Raw genomic sequence first — 15,389 nt, 5'->3', positions numbered from 1 at the left:
AACCTCGTGCGCCCGGGCAACTATTCCGTTGCTTCGAGTCCCTAACTAATTCTTGACCTTCTCTTGGCGTTCAGGAGAGAGGGGCCGGAGGGAGAGGAGGCAGGAAGGGGAGAGGAGGCGGGAAGGCTAGGTCGCGAGACCTAGGCCGGTCCGGGGCCGAAATACCGATGCAAGGGGCAGGCCCGCGTTGAGACCATGACACCCATGCTCGAAGCCACCGGTTCCGCCGCCTCCGCCTCCGCCGCCGTGCGGATATCCCCGCGCCGTACCCCGCCCACCTGGCTGGTCGTGGCGCTCGCCTGCGCCGGACAGTTCCTGGTCGTGCTCGACGTGTCCGTCGTCAACGTCGCCCTGCCCTCGATGCGGGCCGACCTCGGCCTGAGCGCCCAGGGGCTCCAGTGGGTGGTCAACGCCTACGCCATCGCCTTCGCCGGGTTCATGCTGCTCGGCGGGCGGACCGGCGACCTCTACGGGCGCAAGCGGATGTTCCTGGTCGGGCTCGGTCTCTTCACGCTGGCCTCGCTGGGCGGCGGCCTCGCCCAGGAGGGCTGGCAGCTGCTGCTCGCCCGCGCCCTCCAGGGGCTCGGCGCGGCCGTACTCGCCCCCTCGACGCTGACGATCCTCACCGCCGCGGTGCCGGAGGGCGCGGCGCGGGCCCGCGCGATCGCGACCTGGACGGCCGTGGGCGCGGGTGGCGGTGCCGCGGGCGGTCTGGTGGGTGGCGCCCTGGTGGACGGGCTGTCCTGGCGCTGGGTACTGCTGATCAACGTGCCGGTGGGCGCGGTCGTACTGGCGGGTGCCGCGCTGTGGCTGGCCGAGAGCAGGGGCGGCCCGCGGCGCCGGCTCGACCTGCCGGGCGCGCTGCTGGTGACGGCCGGTCTCGCCACGCTGGCCTACGGCATCTCGCAGACCGAGTCCGAGGGGTGGGCGGCGTCGGCGGCCCTGGTGCCGCTGTCGGCCGGACTCGCGCTGCTCGGGCTCTTCCTCCTCGTCGAGGCGCGGACGGCGGCGCCGCTGATGCCGCTCGGCCTGCTGCGGCTGCGGTCGGTGGCGTCGGCGAACGTGGCGATGCTGGTGTCCGGCTCGTCGATGTTCTCGATGTGGTTCTTCATGACCCTGTACGCGCAGAACGTGCTGGGCTACTCGCCGCTGGAGGCCGGGGTGGCCCTGGTGCCCAGCTCCCTCGCGGTGATCCTCGGCTCGAAGGCGGCCCCGCGGTTCCTGCCGGTGCTCGGGGCCCGGAACGTTGCCGCGCTCGGCACGCTCGTCGCGGCGGTCGGCTTCGGCTGGCAGTCGACGATGACCGCGGACGGCGGCTATCTGACCGCGATCATGATTCCCGGCGTGCTGATGATGCTGGGCGCGGGCATCGCGGCGACCCCGCTGGCCTCGCTGGCCATCTCGGGCGCGGCGCCCGGGGACGCCGGACTGGTCTCCGGACTGATCAACACCTCCCGGACGATGGGCGGTTCACTGGGACTCGCGGTGATGTCGACGATCGCGGCCACCCGGGCCGGGGGCGAGGACGCGGGCCCGGTGGCCCTGACGGACGGCTACGCGCTGGTCTTCCGCACGGCGGCGGTGGTCCTGGTCGCCGCCGCCCTCCTGATGTGGACCTGGCTCCCGGCAGGCCGCCCGAAGCCCGAGCCGAAGGCCCACAGCACGGACTGAGCGCCCCAAGGGCACACTTCTCTGTCACCGGGTCGGTGCAGCGCCCCAAAAGGGCGCGGGGCGGTGTCCATGCGCGGCTCCGCCGCGGGGGCGCGAGCAGCTTGCGTCATCCCCGTTCCCCGACGAACGGCCCCGGCCGCGGCCGACGAACTGGCCCGGGGCCGACAAGCCGCACCGGGGGCGGTCAGAGCCACCCCTGTCCCCGCGCCGCGCGGAGCGCCTCCGTGCGGTTGCGGGTGGCGGTCTTGCCGATGGCGGCGGAGAGGTAGTTGCGGACCGTGGACTCGGACAGGTGCAGGGCCGCGGCGATGTCGGCGACCGTCGCGCCGTCCGCCGACGCCCGCAGGACGTCGCACTCCCGCGCGGTGAGCGGGCTCGGACCGGCGCTGAGCGCGGCGGCGGCGAGCGCCGGGTCGACCACCGTCTCGCCGTCCAGCACCCGGCGGATCGCCCCGGCCAGCTCCTCCACCGGGCCGTCCTTGACCAGGAAACCGGCGGCGCCCGCCTCCATGGCCCGCCGGAGGTACCCGGGGCGGCCGAACGTGGTCAGGATCAGCACCCGGCAGCCGGGCATCCGCTCCCGCAGCTCGGCGGCGGCGTCCAGGCCGCTCAGGCCCGGCAGTTCGATGTCGAGGAGGGCGACGTCGGGGCGGTGCGTGAGCGCGGCGGCGACGATCTCGTCCCCGGCCGCCACCTGCGCGACGACCTCGATGTCGTCCTCCATCCCGAGCAGCAGCGCGAGCGCGCCCCGCATCATGCCCTGGTCCTCGGCGAGGAGGACGCGAACGGGGTGGGCGCGGGGCGTCTCGTCGGTCACGGGGAAAGGGTAGAGGGCAGGCGCCGAGGAGCAGGCGTCGGAGGGCAGGCGCACCGGAGAGTCGAGGGCTCGCCCGGCACGCGTGCTACGCCGGTGCGCCCACCGGTTTCCCCTCCGCCAAAACCGGCAGCTCCGCCGTCACCGAGAACCCGCCCCGCGGGTCCACCCCCGCCGTCAGCGACCCGCCCGCCGTGGCGAGGCGTTCCCTGAGCCCGGTCAGACCGGTGCCCGGCCCCTGGGTGGAGGGGGCGGCGCCCGTGCCGTTGTCCGTGACCGTCAGCCGGACCCGGTCCGCGCTGCCCGCGACCGCGATCTCGCACCGGCTCGCCCCGCTGTGCCGTACGACGTTGGTGACCGCCTCCCGCACCACCCACCCCAGCAGCGCCTCCGCCTGCGGGGGCAGCGGTGGGCCGGAGCGGCGCACCACCGGGGCCACGTCCGCCGCGCTCAGCGCGGAGCGCGCCCGGTCCAGCTCGGTGCCGAGGCTGCCCTCCCGGTAGCCGGTGACCGCCTCGCGGACCTCGGTCAGCGCCTGGCGGCCGACCGACTCGATGTCCGTGATCTGGGTCAGCGCCGCGTCCAGGTCGCGGGGCGCCAGCCGGCGGGCGGCCTCCGACTTGACCACGATCACCGACAGCGTGTGTCCCAGCAGGTCGTGCAGGTCCCGCGAGAACCGCAGCCGCTCCTCCGCCACTGCCCGCGTGGCCAGTTCCTCCCGGGCGGCCCGCAACTGCCGTACGGCGTCGGACAGGCTCAGGATCGCGGCCGTCACCATCGTCGACAGGAAGGTCCCGTAGGCGATGTTCAGGCCCGTCCAGCCGTCCTTGACGCCCGCCACCGCACCGGCCACCACCGCGAGCGACCAGCCCCACCGGCCCAGCCACCGACCGCGCAGCGCCGCCCCCGCGGCCAGGCCGAGCAGCGGGAAGAAGAGCAGCCAACTGCCCCCGTAGGCCAGCGCCAGACCACAGGTCACCAGCGCCATGGCGGCCAGCGCCAGCCGCGTGGACGGCGACTCGCGCAACTCCTTGTCGAAGGAGCGGAAGGCCACGTAGATGTAGAGCGAGTTGAAGACGAAGAGACCGAGGCCACCGACCCAGGGGTTCGAGCTGTTCCCCTGGAAGATGTTCGCCAGGCTGCCCAAGCCCATCAGCAGCCACGGCAACAGCGTGAAACCGGAGGGCGGCGGCCCCATCCGCTCCGACCGCTCGCCCGCCTCGCCCGGATCGGACTGCCGTGCCAGCTGCCACGCGTCCAGACGGTACGACATCCTGCGCAGGCGCCCTCGGGTCCCGGTCATGGGTGTCGGCTCCCTTCCACTCGTGCGCCGGGGGCGCTCAACCGTTCGCCGCGCCGCGGCGGTAGGACAGGACGGCGTACGCGCCGAAGGCCAGCAGCCACCCCGTCAGGACGAGAATGGCACCCGCGGGAGGCGCGTGGCCCGTGGCGACCGAGGTGCCCAGCTGCGCGAAGCGGTTGGTCGGGGTGTACGCCGACACCGTGCGCAGCCACTCCGGGAACAGCACCAGCGGGAACCACAGCCCGCCGAGCACCGCCAGACCCAGGTTGGCCACCATGTTCGCCACGCCCGTGGTCTGCCCGGTCAGCCGGTAGCCGTTGCCGAGCCCCAGCAGCGTGAACGGCACCGACCCGAGCCACAGCAGCAGCGCCAGCGCCGCCCACTGCCAGGCGTCCAGCCGCACACCGTTGAGCAGACCGCCCGCGGCGAGCACGGCCGTGATCGCGGGCAGTACGGTGACCGAGGCGGTCAGGGCGCGGCCCACGACCACCTGGTGCGGACGCATCGGAGTCACCCGCAACTGCCGCAGCCAGCCGATGGCACGGTCCTCGGCGACCCCGCCGCCGGTGTTGAGGGCGGAGCCGACCGCGCCGTACGCGGCCATGCCGACCATCGCGCCCGTCTTCCACTCGCCCGCGTCGCCCCCGAGGTTGGTGAACAGCAGGTACATCAGCACCGGCATGGCGACCCCGCCGACGACGAAGCCGGGGTCGCGCAGGGTGCGGCGCGTTTCCAGGATCAGGTAGTCCCTCATCGCACACTCTCCTTCTCCGGCACCGGTGCCGCCGTCGTCAGGGCCAGGAACGCGTCGTCCAGGGACGCGGGGGCGACCTCCAGGCCGCGTATCGCGCCGAGCCGCGCGAGGGCGATCACGGTCGCGTCGGAGTCCTCGGTGCGCAGCAGCGCGCGGTCCCCGCGGACCTCCAGCGAGCGGACCCCGGGCAGCAGCGTCAGGTCCTCGGTGGCCCGCCCGGCCAGGTCGAAGGAGACGCGGCTGCCGCCCGCCGCCCGGCGCAGCTCGTCACCGGTGCCGTCCGCGACGATCCGGCCCCGGTCGACGACCAGGATCCGGTCGGCGTGCGCCTCGGCCTCCTCCAGGTAGTGGGTGGAGAACAGGACCGTGCTGCCGCGCCGGGCGTACGCCCGCATCGACTGCCAGAAGGCGTGCCGGGCCTCCACGTCCAGGGCCGCCGTCGGTTCGTCCAGGACCAGCAGGTCGGGGCGGCCGGCCAGGGCGAGCGCGAACCGCACCCGCTGGGTCTGCCCGCCGGACAGCCGGTCCACGCGCCGCCCGGCCAACCGCTCGATCCCGGCCAGCTCCAGGACCTGCCCGACCGGCATCGGCGCCGGGTAGCGGCCGGCGACGAAGGCGACCAGCTCGCCCACGGTGACCCGGGGCACCGCCCGCGCCTCCTGGAGCATGGCGCCCACCCGGCCGGCGCGCACGGCGTGCTCCGGAGACCCGCCGAACAGCTCCACGGTGCCCGCGTCCGGCGGGCACAGCCCGAGCAGCAGTGCGATCGTCGTCGACTTGCCCGCTCCGTTGCGGCCGAGCAGCGCGACCGTCTCGCCGCCCTCGATGCGCAGGTCCACGCCGTCGACGGCGCGGACGTCGCCGTAGGCCTTGGCCGCGCCCGTGAAGGCTACGGCGGGGGTGGTGCCCTCTGTCGGTCTCATACCGGTGACGCTACGGAGCCGGCCCGGACGGGCGGCAGATGCGGTTGTCCGGAGTTGCTGATGACAAATGTCATGGGTGACCGTCGTCCCGCCGTCCCGTACGGTCGGGCTGTCCGTGATCGTCGGCGCGACCGGGTGGTCGTACCCGGGTGGTCGTACCCGGGTCCTAGTGCCCGGGCCGTCGTGCCCGGGAGGAGCAGGAGGGCCATGCCCATCGACGCAGCCGGGGCGCTCGCCGCCGCACCCCGGGTCCGTGAGATCGCCTGGGACCACAAGGACGTCCAGCTCTACCACCTGGGCATCGGCGCCGGACGGCCCGCCACCGACCCGCGCGAGCTGCGCTACACCCTGGAGTCCCGGCTGCACGTCCTGCCGAGCTTCGCGACGGTGGCCGGCGGCGGCGCCCCCGGGGTGATCGGCACCCTGTCCGCGCCCGGCGTCGACGTCGACCTCGCCCGCGTCCTGCACGGCGGGCAGCAGCTGCGCCTGCACCGGCCCGTCCCGGTGCGGGGCCGGGCGAGCGCGGCCTCACGCGTCGTCGCCGTGCACGACAAGGGAACGGCGGCCGTCCTCGTACTGCGCACCGAGGTCACCGACGCGGACGGGCCGCTGTGGACCGACGAGGCCGAGGTCTTCGTACGCGGGGAAGGCGGCTGGGGCGGCGACCGGGGCCCGTCCGGACGCCCCTCGCCACCGCCCGCCGACCACCCGCCGGACCAGGTCGTCGAACGGGCCCTGCGCGAGGACCAGGCGCTGCTCTACCGGCTCTCCGGCGACTGGAACCCCCTGCACGCCGACCCGGAGTTCGCGGCGCGGGCCGGCTTCGAACGGCCCGTGCTGCACGGCCTGTGCACCTACGGCGCCACGCTCAAGGCGGTCGTCGACACGCTGCTGGACGGCGACGTGACCCGGGTGCGCGACTACCGCACGCGGTTCGCCGGAGTGGTGTACCCGGGGGAGACGCTGCGGGTGCGGATGTGGCGGACCGCCGGGACCGGCGGTGCCGGGACGGGGGAGGTTCGGGTGGCGGTGAGCGCCGTGGAGCGTGACGACGTGCCCGTCCTCGCCGACACGGTCGTCCGGTACGGGTGACGGCAACCGGATGACGACAAGGCCCCGTCCGCCGGATGCGACGAACGGGGCCGGAGCCGCTTGCTTTCGTGTGTGCCTGTGCCTCTGGCTTTGGCTGTGCCCGTGCTTGTCCTGCGCGGGCCGTCAGGCGGCCGTCTCGGACTCCTCGGCCGGCTTGCGGTGGCGGCCCTGTGGAGTCGCCACGCCCTCCTGGCTGGAGAACGGTCCACGGTGCTTGCCGTGGCCGGTGTCGGTCTCGGAAACGTCGGCACCGGCGGCCTGCATCGGCTGGGTCGTGCTGGCGTCGTTCATCGGAAGGAATTCACCCCGTCAACATGATCTTTCCTACAACCGGGCGAGTTTAACCGGCACACCTCGGTCCGAATCCAGGCGGCCACGCCAACCGGCACTACTTCGTTACAAGCCGTGCCAGCGGGGCCTGTTGCAGGGGTACGGGGCAAGGCCGAGCGGGTGTGGAAGCGCGCGTCGACGGGTCCGTCCCGCCGGGGCCGCCGGACTCGTCCGGAGCCGATTCCTCCGCATTCCCCGGGCCCTCCGCGTCCTCCGCGTCCTCCGCGTCCTCCGCGTCCTCCGCGTCCTCAGGGCCCTCGGGGCCCTCGGGGTCCTCCACGGTCGCCCTGGTTCCCGTGTCCCCCGCGTCGGGTACGGCCAGCCGGGCCACGCCGCACGGCGACTGCGGTGTGGAGCAGGGCAGCCGCAGTTCCCCGTCCGGGGTCCACAGCCCGGCGCCCGTCAACCAGCCCTCGGGCGCGGGGAGATGCCGCACCTGCCGTTCGGCGGGCCGCCACACTCCGACCCAGCTGCCGAACGCGCCGTCCACCCGCAGGGCCACCGCGCAGCGTTCCGGGGTCAGCACCTGCCCCGGCTGGATCGCGAACGGCGTCACGACGCAGTCCGGCATGCGCAGGCACTCCGGGAAGCGCACCGGCAGCGTGCTGCCGAGGACACCCCAGCCGAGCCGCTCCCGCCCCGGCGAGGGGGCGTCCGAGCCGATCAGCACCAGCCCGCTGTCGGGGTCGGCCAGCAGGAGCCGGTCGTCGCTGTCGGCGGCGATCTGCAGCAGCGGCGAGACCTCGCCGCCCCGCTCCAGGTCCAGCACGACCGCCTTGGTGCGCCCGCCGGTCTCCCGGTCCACCGCCAGCATCCGGCCGGCGCGGTCCAGCCAGACCCCGCCCGAGCAGCGGCCGGGGATCTCCACCACCCGCTCCGGGCCGAAGGCGCCGCCCGCCACCTCCCAGAGCACCGTCGAACGCGGACCGGCCGCGAGGGCGTACGCCCGCTCGCCGCCCGGGGCCGGCGGCAGCAACCGCAGCCCGGCGCCGTCCGGCGGGTTCTCGACCGCGCCGAGCGGCAGCTCGCCGGTGCCGGGCCCGGTCGGGTACAGCAGCGCGAAGACGTGCCGGCCGGCGGCGACGCGATGGACCAGGACCCGCCCGTCGCCCATCGGCTGCACCTCGGTGCCCGCCTCCTCGGGCTGGTTGCCCGGCAGCGGCACCGCGTACGGCTCGGGGCCGTCCAGGGTCCAGCGCTCCGGGTACCAGGAGTCGCCGTCCTGCCCGCTCCGGGCGAGACGCGCGCCGTAGGCACCCGCCGCGGTGATGCTGCAGCCCGCCCGCGGGGCCCCACTGTTACCGGGGTCCGCCGAGGGCTCGATCGCACAGGCCGTCATCGTTCGGTCACCTCCGGCGACGAAGCTAGTTTTCGTACGCACGGGCGGGGGACCGGAGCGGCCCTCATCACACATACGTGTGTCACAGGAACGATTCGCCTGAGGGAAGGGCACGGTGTGTGCTGCGCCGGACCGGCCGGTCGGAGCCGCGGGCGGGGAGGGCGGCGGGGAGGGCGGCGGGGAGGGTGTCCGCGGGTACAACGGCGCAGAACCTCCAGGTAGCCTTGCACGCGTGCCCCGTCTGTCAGAAGTCATCGCCGCGCTGGACAACCTGTGGCCCGCCGAGCGGGCCGAGGCCTGGGACGCGGTCGGCACCGTCGTGGGCGAGCCCGACCAGGACGTCTCCCGCGTCCTGTTCGCGGTGGACCCCGTCCAGGAGACCGTCGACGAGGCCGTGAAGCTCGGCGCCGACCTGCTCGTCACCCACCACCCGCTGTATCTGCGCGGGACGACGACGGTCGCGGCGTCCACCTTCAAGGGCCGCGTGGTGCACACGCTCATCAAGAACGACATCGCCCTGCACGTCGCCCACACCAATGCCGACACCGCCGACCCGGGCGTCTCCGACGCGCTGGCCGGTGCCCTCGACCTGAACGTCGTAGGGCCCCTGGTACCGGACCCGGGCGACCCCGAGGGGCGCCGGGGCCTGGGCCGGGTGTGCGAGCTGACGCACCCCCTGACCGTCCGCGAGCTGGCCGCCCGCGCCGCCGAGCGGCTGCCCGCCACGGCGCAGGGCATCCGCGTCGCCGGCGACCCGGAGGCGACCGTGCGCACCGTCGCCGTCAGCGGCGGCTCCGGCGACAGCCTCTTCGACCACGTGCGGGCGGCCGGTGTCGACGCCTTCCTCACCGCGGACCTGCGCCACCACCCCGCCTCCGAGTTCTCCGCGGACCGCGCGGCCCGTCGTCCCCTCGCGCTGCTCGACGCGGCGCACTGGGCCACCGAGTGGCCCTGGTGCGAGCTGGGCGCCGCCCAGCTCGACGAGATCTCCGACCGCAACGGCTGGGACCTCAGGGTCCACGTCTCGAAGACGGTCACCGACCCCTGGACCGCCCACGTGGCGTCCGCCCCGACCTCTAGCGCAATGGGAGCCCCCAACTGAAAGCCGCGCCCGCCGACCAGATCCGACTCCTCGACGTCCAGGGCCTCGACACGCGGCTCCAGCAGCTCGCGCACAAGCGCCGGTCCCTGCCCGAGCACGCCGAGATCGAGTCGCTGACCAAGGACCACACCCAGCTGCGCGACCTGCTCGTGGCCGCGCAGACCGAGGAGAGCGACTGCGCCCGCGAGCAGACGAAGGCCGAGCAGGACGTCGACCAGGTGCGCCAGCGCGCCGGCCGCGACCAGCAGCGCCTGGACTCCGGCGCCGTCACCTCCCCGAAGGACCTGGAGAACCTCCAGCGCGAGATCGCCTCCCTCGCCAAGCGCCAGGGCGACCTCGAGGACGTCGTCCTGGAGGTGATGGAGCGCCGCGAGTCCGCGCAGGAGCGGGTCGCCGAGCTGACCGAGCGGGTCGGCGCGGTCCAGGGCAAGATCGACGACGCCACCGCGCGCCGGGACGCGGCCGTCGAGGAGCTGGACGGCGAGGTGTCCTCGGTGACCAAGGAGCGCGAGGTCATCGCGGGCTCCGTCCCCGAGGACCTGCTGAAGCTCTACGACAAGCTGCGCGAGCAGCAGGGCGGCGTCGGCGCGGCCAAGCTGTACCAGCGCAGCTGCCAGGGGTGCCGCCAGGAGCTGGCCATCACCGAGCTGAGCGAGATCCGCTCCTCGGCGCCCGACACGGTCGTACGCTGCGAGAACTGCCGCCGCATCCTGGTGCGTACGGCCGACTCCGGGCTGTAGGGGCGGTCCGGTGGCTGACCAGGCGCCGCGTTCCGCGCGGGAGTTCGTCGTCGAGGCCGACGGCGGGTCGCGGGGCAACCCGGGGCCCGCGGGCTACGGCGCGGTGGTCCTCGACCCGGCGACGGGAGAGGCCCTGGTGGAGGCCGCCGAGTACCTCGGCGTCGTCACGAACAACGTGGCCGAGTACCGGGGTCTGCTGGCCGGCCTGCGCGCGGCCGCGGCACTGGACCCGGACGCCACCGTGCACGTCCGCATGGACTCCAAACTCGTCGTCGAGCAGATGTCGGGGCGCTGGAAGATCAAGCACCCCGACATGAAGCCGCTGGCGGCGGAGGCGGCCCGCGTCTTCCCGCCCGGCCGCGTGACCTACGAGTGGATCCCCCGCGCGCAGAACAAGCACGCCGACCGCCTGGCCAACGAGGCGATGGACGCGGGCGCCCGCGGCGAACGCTGGTCGCCGTCCGAGTCGACGGCGGAGCTGGACGCGGCCGCCGCGGACGGCCGCACCGCCGGTCCCGGCACCGGGACGCAGGCCGCCGCCGGCGATGCGCCTGCGGCCGCGGGTGAGCGTCTGGCGCGGGCGGCCGGGGCCGGGTCGGAGTCAGTCGTGCCGGGGCGGGCCGCCGGCACCGGTCGTGCGGCAGGGGCCCGCCGTGGGGGCGGGGCGATCGTCGCGCCTGCCGGTACCGAAGACGGTGGCCGTGGGGAGGCCGCCGCCGGCGATGAGCCTGCGGCCGCGGGTGAGCGGGTCGCGCGGGCGGCCCGGGCCGGGGGCGCGAGCGCGGTGTCCCGTGCCGCCGAGGCCTCGGCGGCGGCCGACGTGCGGGCGGCGAAGACCGTGGCCTCGCCCGGCTGGGGAGCGCCCGACATGGGTGCCCCAGCCACCTTCGTCCTCCTGCGGCACGGGGAGACGCCGCTCACCCCGCAGAAGCGGTTCTCCGGGAGCGGCGGCAGCGATCCGGCCCTGTCGCCCGTCGGCCGCGAGCAGGCCGAGCGGGTCGCCGAGAGCCTGGCCCGGCGCGGCACGATCGAGGCGATCGTCGCCTCGCCCCTGGCCCGCACCCGGGAGACCGCCGGCATCGTCGCCGCCCGCCTGGGTCTGGAGGTGACGGTCGAGGAGGGGCTGCGCGAGACCGACTTCGGCGCGTGGGAGGGACTCACCTTCGGCGAGGTGCGCGAGCGCCACCCCGCGGACCTGGACGCCTGGCTGGCCTCCCCGGACGCGGAACCGACCGGCGGCGGCGAGAGTTTCGCGGCCACCGGCGCCCGGATCGCCGCCACCCGCGACAGGCTCGTCGCGGCGTATGCGGGCCGCACGGTGCTGCTGGTCTCCCACGTCACGCCGATCAAGACGTTCGTGCGCCTCGCCCTGGGCGCCCCGCCCGAGTCGCTGTTCCGGATGGAACTGTCGGCGGCGTCGCTGTCGGCGGTGGCGTACTACGCGGACGGCGGCGCCAGCGTGCGCCTGTTCAACGAGACGTCCCACCTGCGCTGAGTCCGGCCGCCTCGCGGGCCAGCGCCGCCACGCGCCCCCAGTCCCGGCCGCTCACCGCGTCCTTGGGCAGCATCCAACTGCCCCCGACGCAGCCGACGTTGGGCAGCGCCAGGTACTTCGGCGCGGAGGCCGGGGTGATGCCGCCGGTCGGGCAGAAGCGCGCCTGGGGCAACGGCGCGGCGAGCGCCTTGAGATAGGCGGTGCCGCCCGCGGCCTCGGCCGGGAAGAACTTCATCTCCCGCACCCCGCGCTCCAGCAGCGCCACCACCTCGGACGTGGTCGACACCCCCGGCAGGAACGGCACCCCGGACGTCCGCATCGCCTCCAGCAGCGCGTCCGTCCACCCCGGGCTGACCAGGAACCGTGCTCCGGCCGCCACCACCTCCGCGACCTGCCCCGCCGTGACGACCGTGCCCGCCCCGACCACCGCGCCGGGCACCTCGGCGGCGATCGCCCGGATCGCGTCGAGGGCGACCGGCGTCCGCAGCGTCACCTCGATCGCGGGCAGCCCGCCGGCGACGAGCGCCTTGGCGAGCGGCACGGCGTCGGCGAGGTCGTCGACGACCACGACGGGCACGACGGGCGCGAGATCCAGCACCGAGGCGGCGGCGGGGGAGGAGGGCAGCGGAGAACTCATGCCCTCATCGTGCCGCCGAAACGCACTCCCTGCAATCATCGTTGCAGCAGACGCAACGACTGTGGGCGACGGTTCAGTGGACCTCGTGCACGAGTACGTCCAGCGACCACGGCCGCCCGGCCCTCGCGGGCGCCTCCGCCTCCACCTCGTACCCCAGGTCCCGCAGCGCCTCCACCAGCTCCGCCGGGCCCTCGGGCGCGGTCCCGGACGCCAGCAGACTCCGTACGATGCGCCCCTTGGTCGCCTTGTTGAAGTGGCTGACCACCTTCCGGGTCGGCGCGTGCAGCACCCGCACGGTCGCCGTCCGCGGGGCGACCTCGCCCGTCGGCTTCCACGCCGCCGCGTACGCCGCCGACCGCAGGTCGAGCACCAGCCCGCCCCCGGCCGCCTCCGGCAGCACCTCGGCCATCGGCGCCCGCCAGTGCGCGCCCAGCGCCCCGAGACCGGGCAGCCTCACGCCCATCGAGCACCGGTAGGACGGGATCCGGTCGGTCACCCGCACGGCACCCCACAGTCCCGAGAACACCAGCAGCGACCTGGCCGCCCGCCGCTTGGCGGCGGCGTCCAGCGAGGCCAGGTCCAGCGCGTCGTACAGCACACCGGTGTAGATCTCCCCGGCCGGACGCGCACCCGCCGTCAGCAGCTCCACGTTCTTGGCGACCTCGCCGCGCAGCCCCTCGCTCAGCCCGAGCACCTCGCGCGCCTTCTCCGCGTCGCCCGCGCACAGCTCCACCAGCTCGCCGAGGACGGCCTCCCGGGCCGCGGTGAGCCCCGGCAGGGACAGCGACCCGGTCTTCAGCGGGGCACCCCGGCCGGACGCGGCCTTCCCCTCGGACGGCGGCAGCAGGACAAGCACACGTACTCCTTCGCATCGAGCCGGCTCCCCAGCCCCCGGTCAGGGTACGGCGTCCCCCGCCCGCGCCCGCTCGACGGCCCGTACCAGCGCCCCGGGATCGTCGGCGTGACACCGCACCACGCGCACCTCGCGCCGGCGCCCGAAGAAGGAGACGTGGGTGACGGGCTCGGCGAGCTCGACGGTGACGGAGGTCTGGGACCCCACGGCGAGGGCGAGTTCCCCGTCGGCAGGCTCGTGCGTCGTGCGCAGCTCGCGCCGGACGGAGGCGATCCGCTCCAGCGGTATCCGTACGTCGACGTGGACGGCACGGCGGATCCGCAGCGTGCCGGCGGCCGGGTCCAGGACGTGCGGGCGGACCACGGAGGCGGCGTGCAGTCCGACCACGATCACGACCGTGTACACGTCCAGGACCAGCACCACGTGGTGCACCGTGGGCCAGTCCCGCAGCAGCACCGACATCATCACGGACTCGACGGCACACACGAACGCGAACCCGGACATCATCGCGCCCTGCCCCCGCGCGTACCCGAAGACGGTCCCGCCGGCCACCGCGCCGTGGGTCCGCCGGACCGCCCACAGCCACAGGCTGGCCAGCAGCCGCAGCTCGTGCCGGATCAGGAGGTGCGGGAGCGCGACGAGGGAGGGGCCAGGACCCGGGCCCGTCATGACCGCCGCTCCTGCGACACGATGGCGAGCGCCTGCCGCACCGCCTCCGCCTGCCCCGGCGCGAAGTCGGCGTACATGGCGCGCAGGACGCCGTGGTCGGAATCGAGATCGACGCCCTCCGCGGGCAGCAGCTCCGCCGGGATGCAGTCGGCGAGCGCCCGCGCGGCCCCGGCCACCCGGGGATCGTCGGCTCCGGCGTCCGCCAGCTCGTCCAGCAGGGCGTACGCCTGGTGGGCGCGTGCCACCGCCTCCGGCGACTCGAACGCACCGCGCAGCGTGGTCAGCATCCCCTCCCGCTCCTCCGGTCCCACCGCGCCCTCCATGAACGCCAGCATCTCCCGGTCCCGCAGCGCCATCGGCGAACCGGACACGTCCCCCATCCCGGCGAACAGCCCCGCCAGCTCCGGCGACACCGGCCCCTCGGCCGGCACCCCGCCCTCCGCCTCCAGCAGCGCCCGCAACCGCGCCCGGCGGTCCCGGATCGCCGCCTCCTGCCGCGCGAGATCCGCGTCCAGCTCCTCCAGCACCTCGGCGAGATCCTTCCCGGCGTCGTCAGCCAGCACGTCCCGCACCTCCGCGAGCCCGAGTCCCAGCTCGGTCAGCCGCCTGATCCGGGCCAGTACGACGACGTGCCGCAGGGTGTACGTCCGGTACCCGTTGGCCAGCCGCTCCGGCTCGGGCAGCAGGCCCTGATGGTGGTAGTGCCGCACCGTCCGCGTGGTGACGCCGACGGCGTCGGCGAGTTCTCCGATCCGCATGGCCCCAGTAGAAACGTTGACGTTGCGACAGGGTCAAGCGCGACGGGTTCGCCTTCCGGACAGCGACGGCGCTCCTGGCAGACCATGTGATCCCTGACGGCACCTTCGCGCCCGCTGTTTCCAGGCGTCGCCTTCACCCTGATCCTGGCCGGCCCGGTCCTCGCGACGGCGGCCGACGGTCCGGGGCGGGAGGCCCGCCGGGTACCATGGTCCACACGGCAGACGAGCCGGGCGGGCGGCCGCGTGGAGTCCTTCACGGGACTTCCCGAGGAACGTCCGGGCTCCACAGGGCAGGGTGATGGCTAACGGCCACCCGGGGTGACCCGCGGGACAGTGCCACAGAAAACAGACCGCCGGAGGCCTCGGCCCCCGGTAAGGGTGAAACGGTGGTGTAAGAGACCACCAGTGCCCAGGGCGACCTGGGCAGCTAGGTAAACCCCACCCGGAGCAAGGTCAAGAAGGAAGCACCCCGGTGCTTCTGCGCGGACGATCGAGGGCTGCCCGCCCGAGTCCGCGGGTAGACCGCTGGAGGCCGGTGGCAACGCCGGTCCTAGATGGATGGCCGTCACCGACGGGACCGCGAGGCCCCGTCGGAACAGAACCCGGCGTACAGCCCGACTCGTCTGCCGCCATCCCCGGCTTTGCCAGGTTGCACCCACGGCCTATGCGGACGCTCGGGTACCCGCGCAACGCCGACCCCGCGGGTACGGTGACCGCGGCGGCCGTGGGGGCCCTGGAGTGTTTGACCACCCGTTCCGACAAGGCTCCCGCAACGTTTGACGGTGGCTGACCGGCAGAGTCCGATGGTCGAGCGGTTGTGCAACGGCCCTGGTCCGAAAGGCCCACCGGGAATCCGTCGGCGCGGTACCGGGAAGCCGCCTCGGCGTGCACGGCGGCCACAAGGCGCGT

General features: G+C 74.6%; 15 protein-coding genes and 1 other RNA gene. 6 read left to right on the top strand and 10 right to left on the bottom strand.

Annotated elements, in window-relative coordinates:
• Positions 1-204: 204 nt before the first annotated feature.
• A complete protein-coding gene (locus C4J65_RS08390) occupies positions 205-1,671 on the top strand; it encodes an MFS transporter (protein WP_162833080.1) in 1,467 nt (488 codons plus the stop codon).
• Positions 1,672-1,855: 184 nt separating this feature from the next.
• On the opposite strand, the gene C4J65_RS08385 is transcribed toward C4J65_RS08390, so the two are convergent.
• From C4J65_RS08385 to C4J65_RS08370, 4 genes are all read right to left on the bottom strand, one after another.
• On the bottom strand, positions 1,856-2,488 hold the full coding sequence (locus C4J65_RS08385; protein ID WP_115746351.1) for a response regulator transcription factor: 633 nt from the start codon (positions 2,486-2,488) through the stop codon (positions 1,856-1,858).
• 85 nt (positions 2,489-2,573) lie between these two features.
• Positions 2,574-3,788 carry a sensor histidine kinase gene (locus C4J65_RS08380; protein WP_115741837.1) on the bottom strand — a complete coding sequence of 405 codons (1,215 nt, stop codon included), beginning with the start codon at positions 3,786-3,788 and terminating at the stop codon, positions 2,574-2,576.
• Between the two features lie 37 nt (positions 3,789-3,825).
• Positions 3,826-4,542 carry an ABC transporter permease gene (locus tag C4J65_RS08375; protein ID WP_115741836.1) on the bottom strand — a complete coding sequence of 239 codons (717 nt, stop codon included), beginning with the start codon at positions 4,540-4,542 and terminating at the stop codon, positions 3,826-3,828.
• Positions 4,539-5,465, bottom strand: a complete 927-nt coding sequence (locus C4J65_RS08370) for an ABC transporter ATP-binding protein (RefSeq protein ID WP_115741835.1) — start codon at positions 5,463-5,465, stop codon at positions 4,539-4,541. Before C4J65_RS08370 ends, C4J65_RS08375 begins: the two co-directional genes overlap by 4 nt.
• 207 nt (positions 5,466-5,672) lie before the next feature.
• Here C4J65_RS08370 and C4J65_RS08365 point away from each other — a divergent pair, with 207 nt between their 5' ends.
• Positions 5,673-6,557, top strand: coding sequence for a MaoC/PaaZ C-terminal domain-containing protein (locus C4J65_RS08365; RefSeq protein ID WP_115741834.1), 885 nt, complete (start codon positions 5,673-5,675; stop codon positions 6,555-6,557).
• Between the two features lie 123 nt (positions 6,558-6,680).
• Here C4J65_RS08365 and C4J65_RS36300 read toward each other — a convergent pair whose 3' ends face one another.
• Positions 6,681-6,848, bottom strand: a complete 168-nt coding sequence (locus C4J65_RS36300; protein ID WP_115741833.1) for a hypothetical protein — start codon at positions 6,846-6,848, stop codon at positions 6,681-6,683.
• Between the two features lie 97 nt (positions 6,849-6,945).
• Positions 6,946-8,226, bottom strand: coding sequence for a hypothetical protein (locus C4J65_RS08355; RefSeq protein ID WP_115741832.1), 1,281 nt, complete (start codon positions 8,224-8,226; stop codon positions 6,946-6,948).
• A 232-nt stretch (positions 8,227-8,458) separates the two neighbouring features.
• On the opposite strand from C4J65_RS08355, the gene C4J65_RS08350 reads away from it, so the two are divergent.
• From C4J65_RS08350 to C4J65_RS08340, 3 genes are read left to right on the top strand one after another with little or no spacing between them, the layout of a single operon-like run.
• Entirely contained in the window at positions 8,459-9,328 is an 870-nt protein-coding gene (locus C4J65_RS08350) for a Nif3-like dinuclear metal center hexameric protein (protein ID WP_115741831.1), read from the top strand.
• Positions 9,325-10,068, top strand: a complete 744-nt coding sequence (locus tag C4J65_RS08345; protein ID WP_162833551.1) for a C4-type zinc ribbon domain-containing protein — start codon at positions 9,325-9,327, stop codon at positions 10,066-10,068. Before C4J65_RS08350 ends, C4J65_RS08345 begins: the two co-directional genes overlap by 4 nt.
• A gap of 10 nt (positions 10,069-10,078) precedes the next feature.
• On the top strand, positions 10,079-11,563 hold the full coding sequence (locus tag C4J65_RS08340) for a bifunctional RNase H/acid phosphatase (RefSeq protein WP_115741829.1): 1,485 nt from the start codon (positions 10,079-10,081) through the stop codon (positions 11,561-11,563).
• On the opposite strand, the gene eda is transcribed toward C4J65_RS08340, so the two are convergent.
• The 4 genes from eda to C4J65_RS08320 all read right to left on the bottom strand — a co-directional run bounded on the left by eda (position 11,538) and on the right by C4J65_RS08320 (position 14,480).
• Positions 11,538-12,200 carry a bifunctional 4-hydroxy-2-oxoglutarate aldolase/2-dehydro-3-deoxy-phosphogluconate aldolase gene (eda, locus tag C4J65_RS08335; protein WP_115741828.1) on the bottom strand — a complete coding sequence of 221 codons (663 nt, stop codon included), beginning with the start codon at positions 12,198-12,200 and terminating at the stop codon, positions 11,538-11,540. The genes C4J65_RS08340 and eda overlap by 26 nt on opposite strands.
• A 73-nt stretch (positions 12,201-12,273) precedes the next feature.
• Complete coding sequence (gene yaaA, locus C4J65_RS08330) at positions 12,274-13,056, bottom strand: peroxide stress protein YaaA (protein WP_115741827.1); 783 nt, start codon at positions 13,054-13,056, stop codon at positions 12,274-12,276.
• Positions 13,057-13,095: 39 nt separating this feature from the next.
• Positions 13,096-13,722 carry a hypothetical protein gene (locus C4J65_RS08325; RefSeq protein ID WP_115741826.1) on the bottom strand — a complete coding sequence of 209 codons (627 nt, stop codon included), beginning with the start codon at positions 13,720-13,722 and terminating at the stop codon, positions 13,096-13,098.
• Positions 13,719-14,480, bottom strand: a complete 762-nt coding sequence (locus tag C4J65_RS08320) for a MerR family transcriptional regulator (protein WP_115741825.1) — start codon at positions 14,478-14,480, stop codon at positions 13,719-13,721. The genes C4J65_RS08325 and C4J65_RS08320 overlap by 4 nt, the downstream gene beginning before the upstream one ends.
• 223 nt (positions 14,481-14,703) lie before the next feature.
• Here C4J65_RS08320 and rnpB point away from each other — a divergent pair.
• An RNA gene (gene rnpB, locus C4J65_RS08315) (RNase P RNA component class A) lies at positions 14,704-15,106 on the top strand.
• The last annotated feature ends 283 nt before the right edge of the window (positions 15,107-15,389 follow it).

The organism is Streptomyces sp. CB09001, assembly GCF_003369795.1.
In the GTDB taxonomy this organism is placed as follows: domain Bacteria; phylum Actinomycetota; class Actinomycetes; order Streptomycetales; family Streptomycetaceae; genus Streptomyces.
This window is presented reverse-complemented; position numbering and strand designations above follow the sequence as displayed.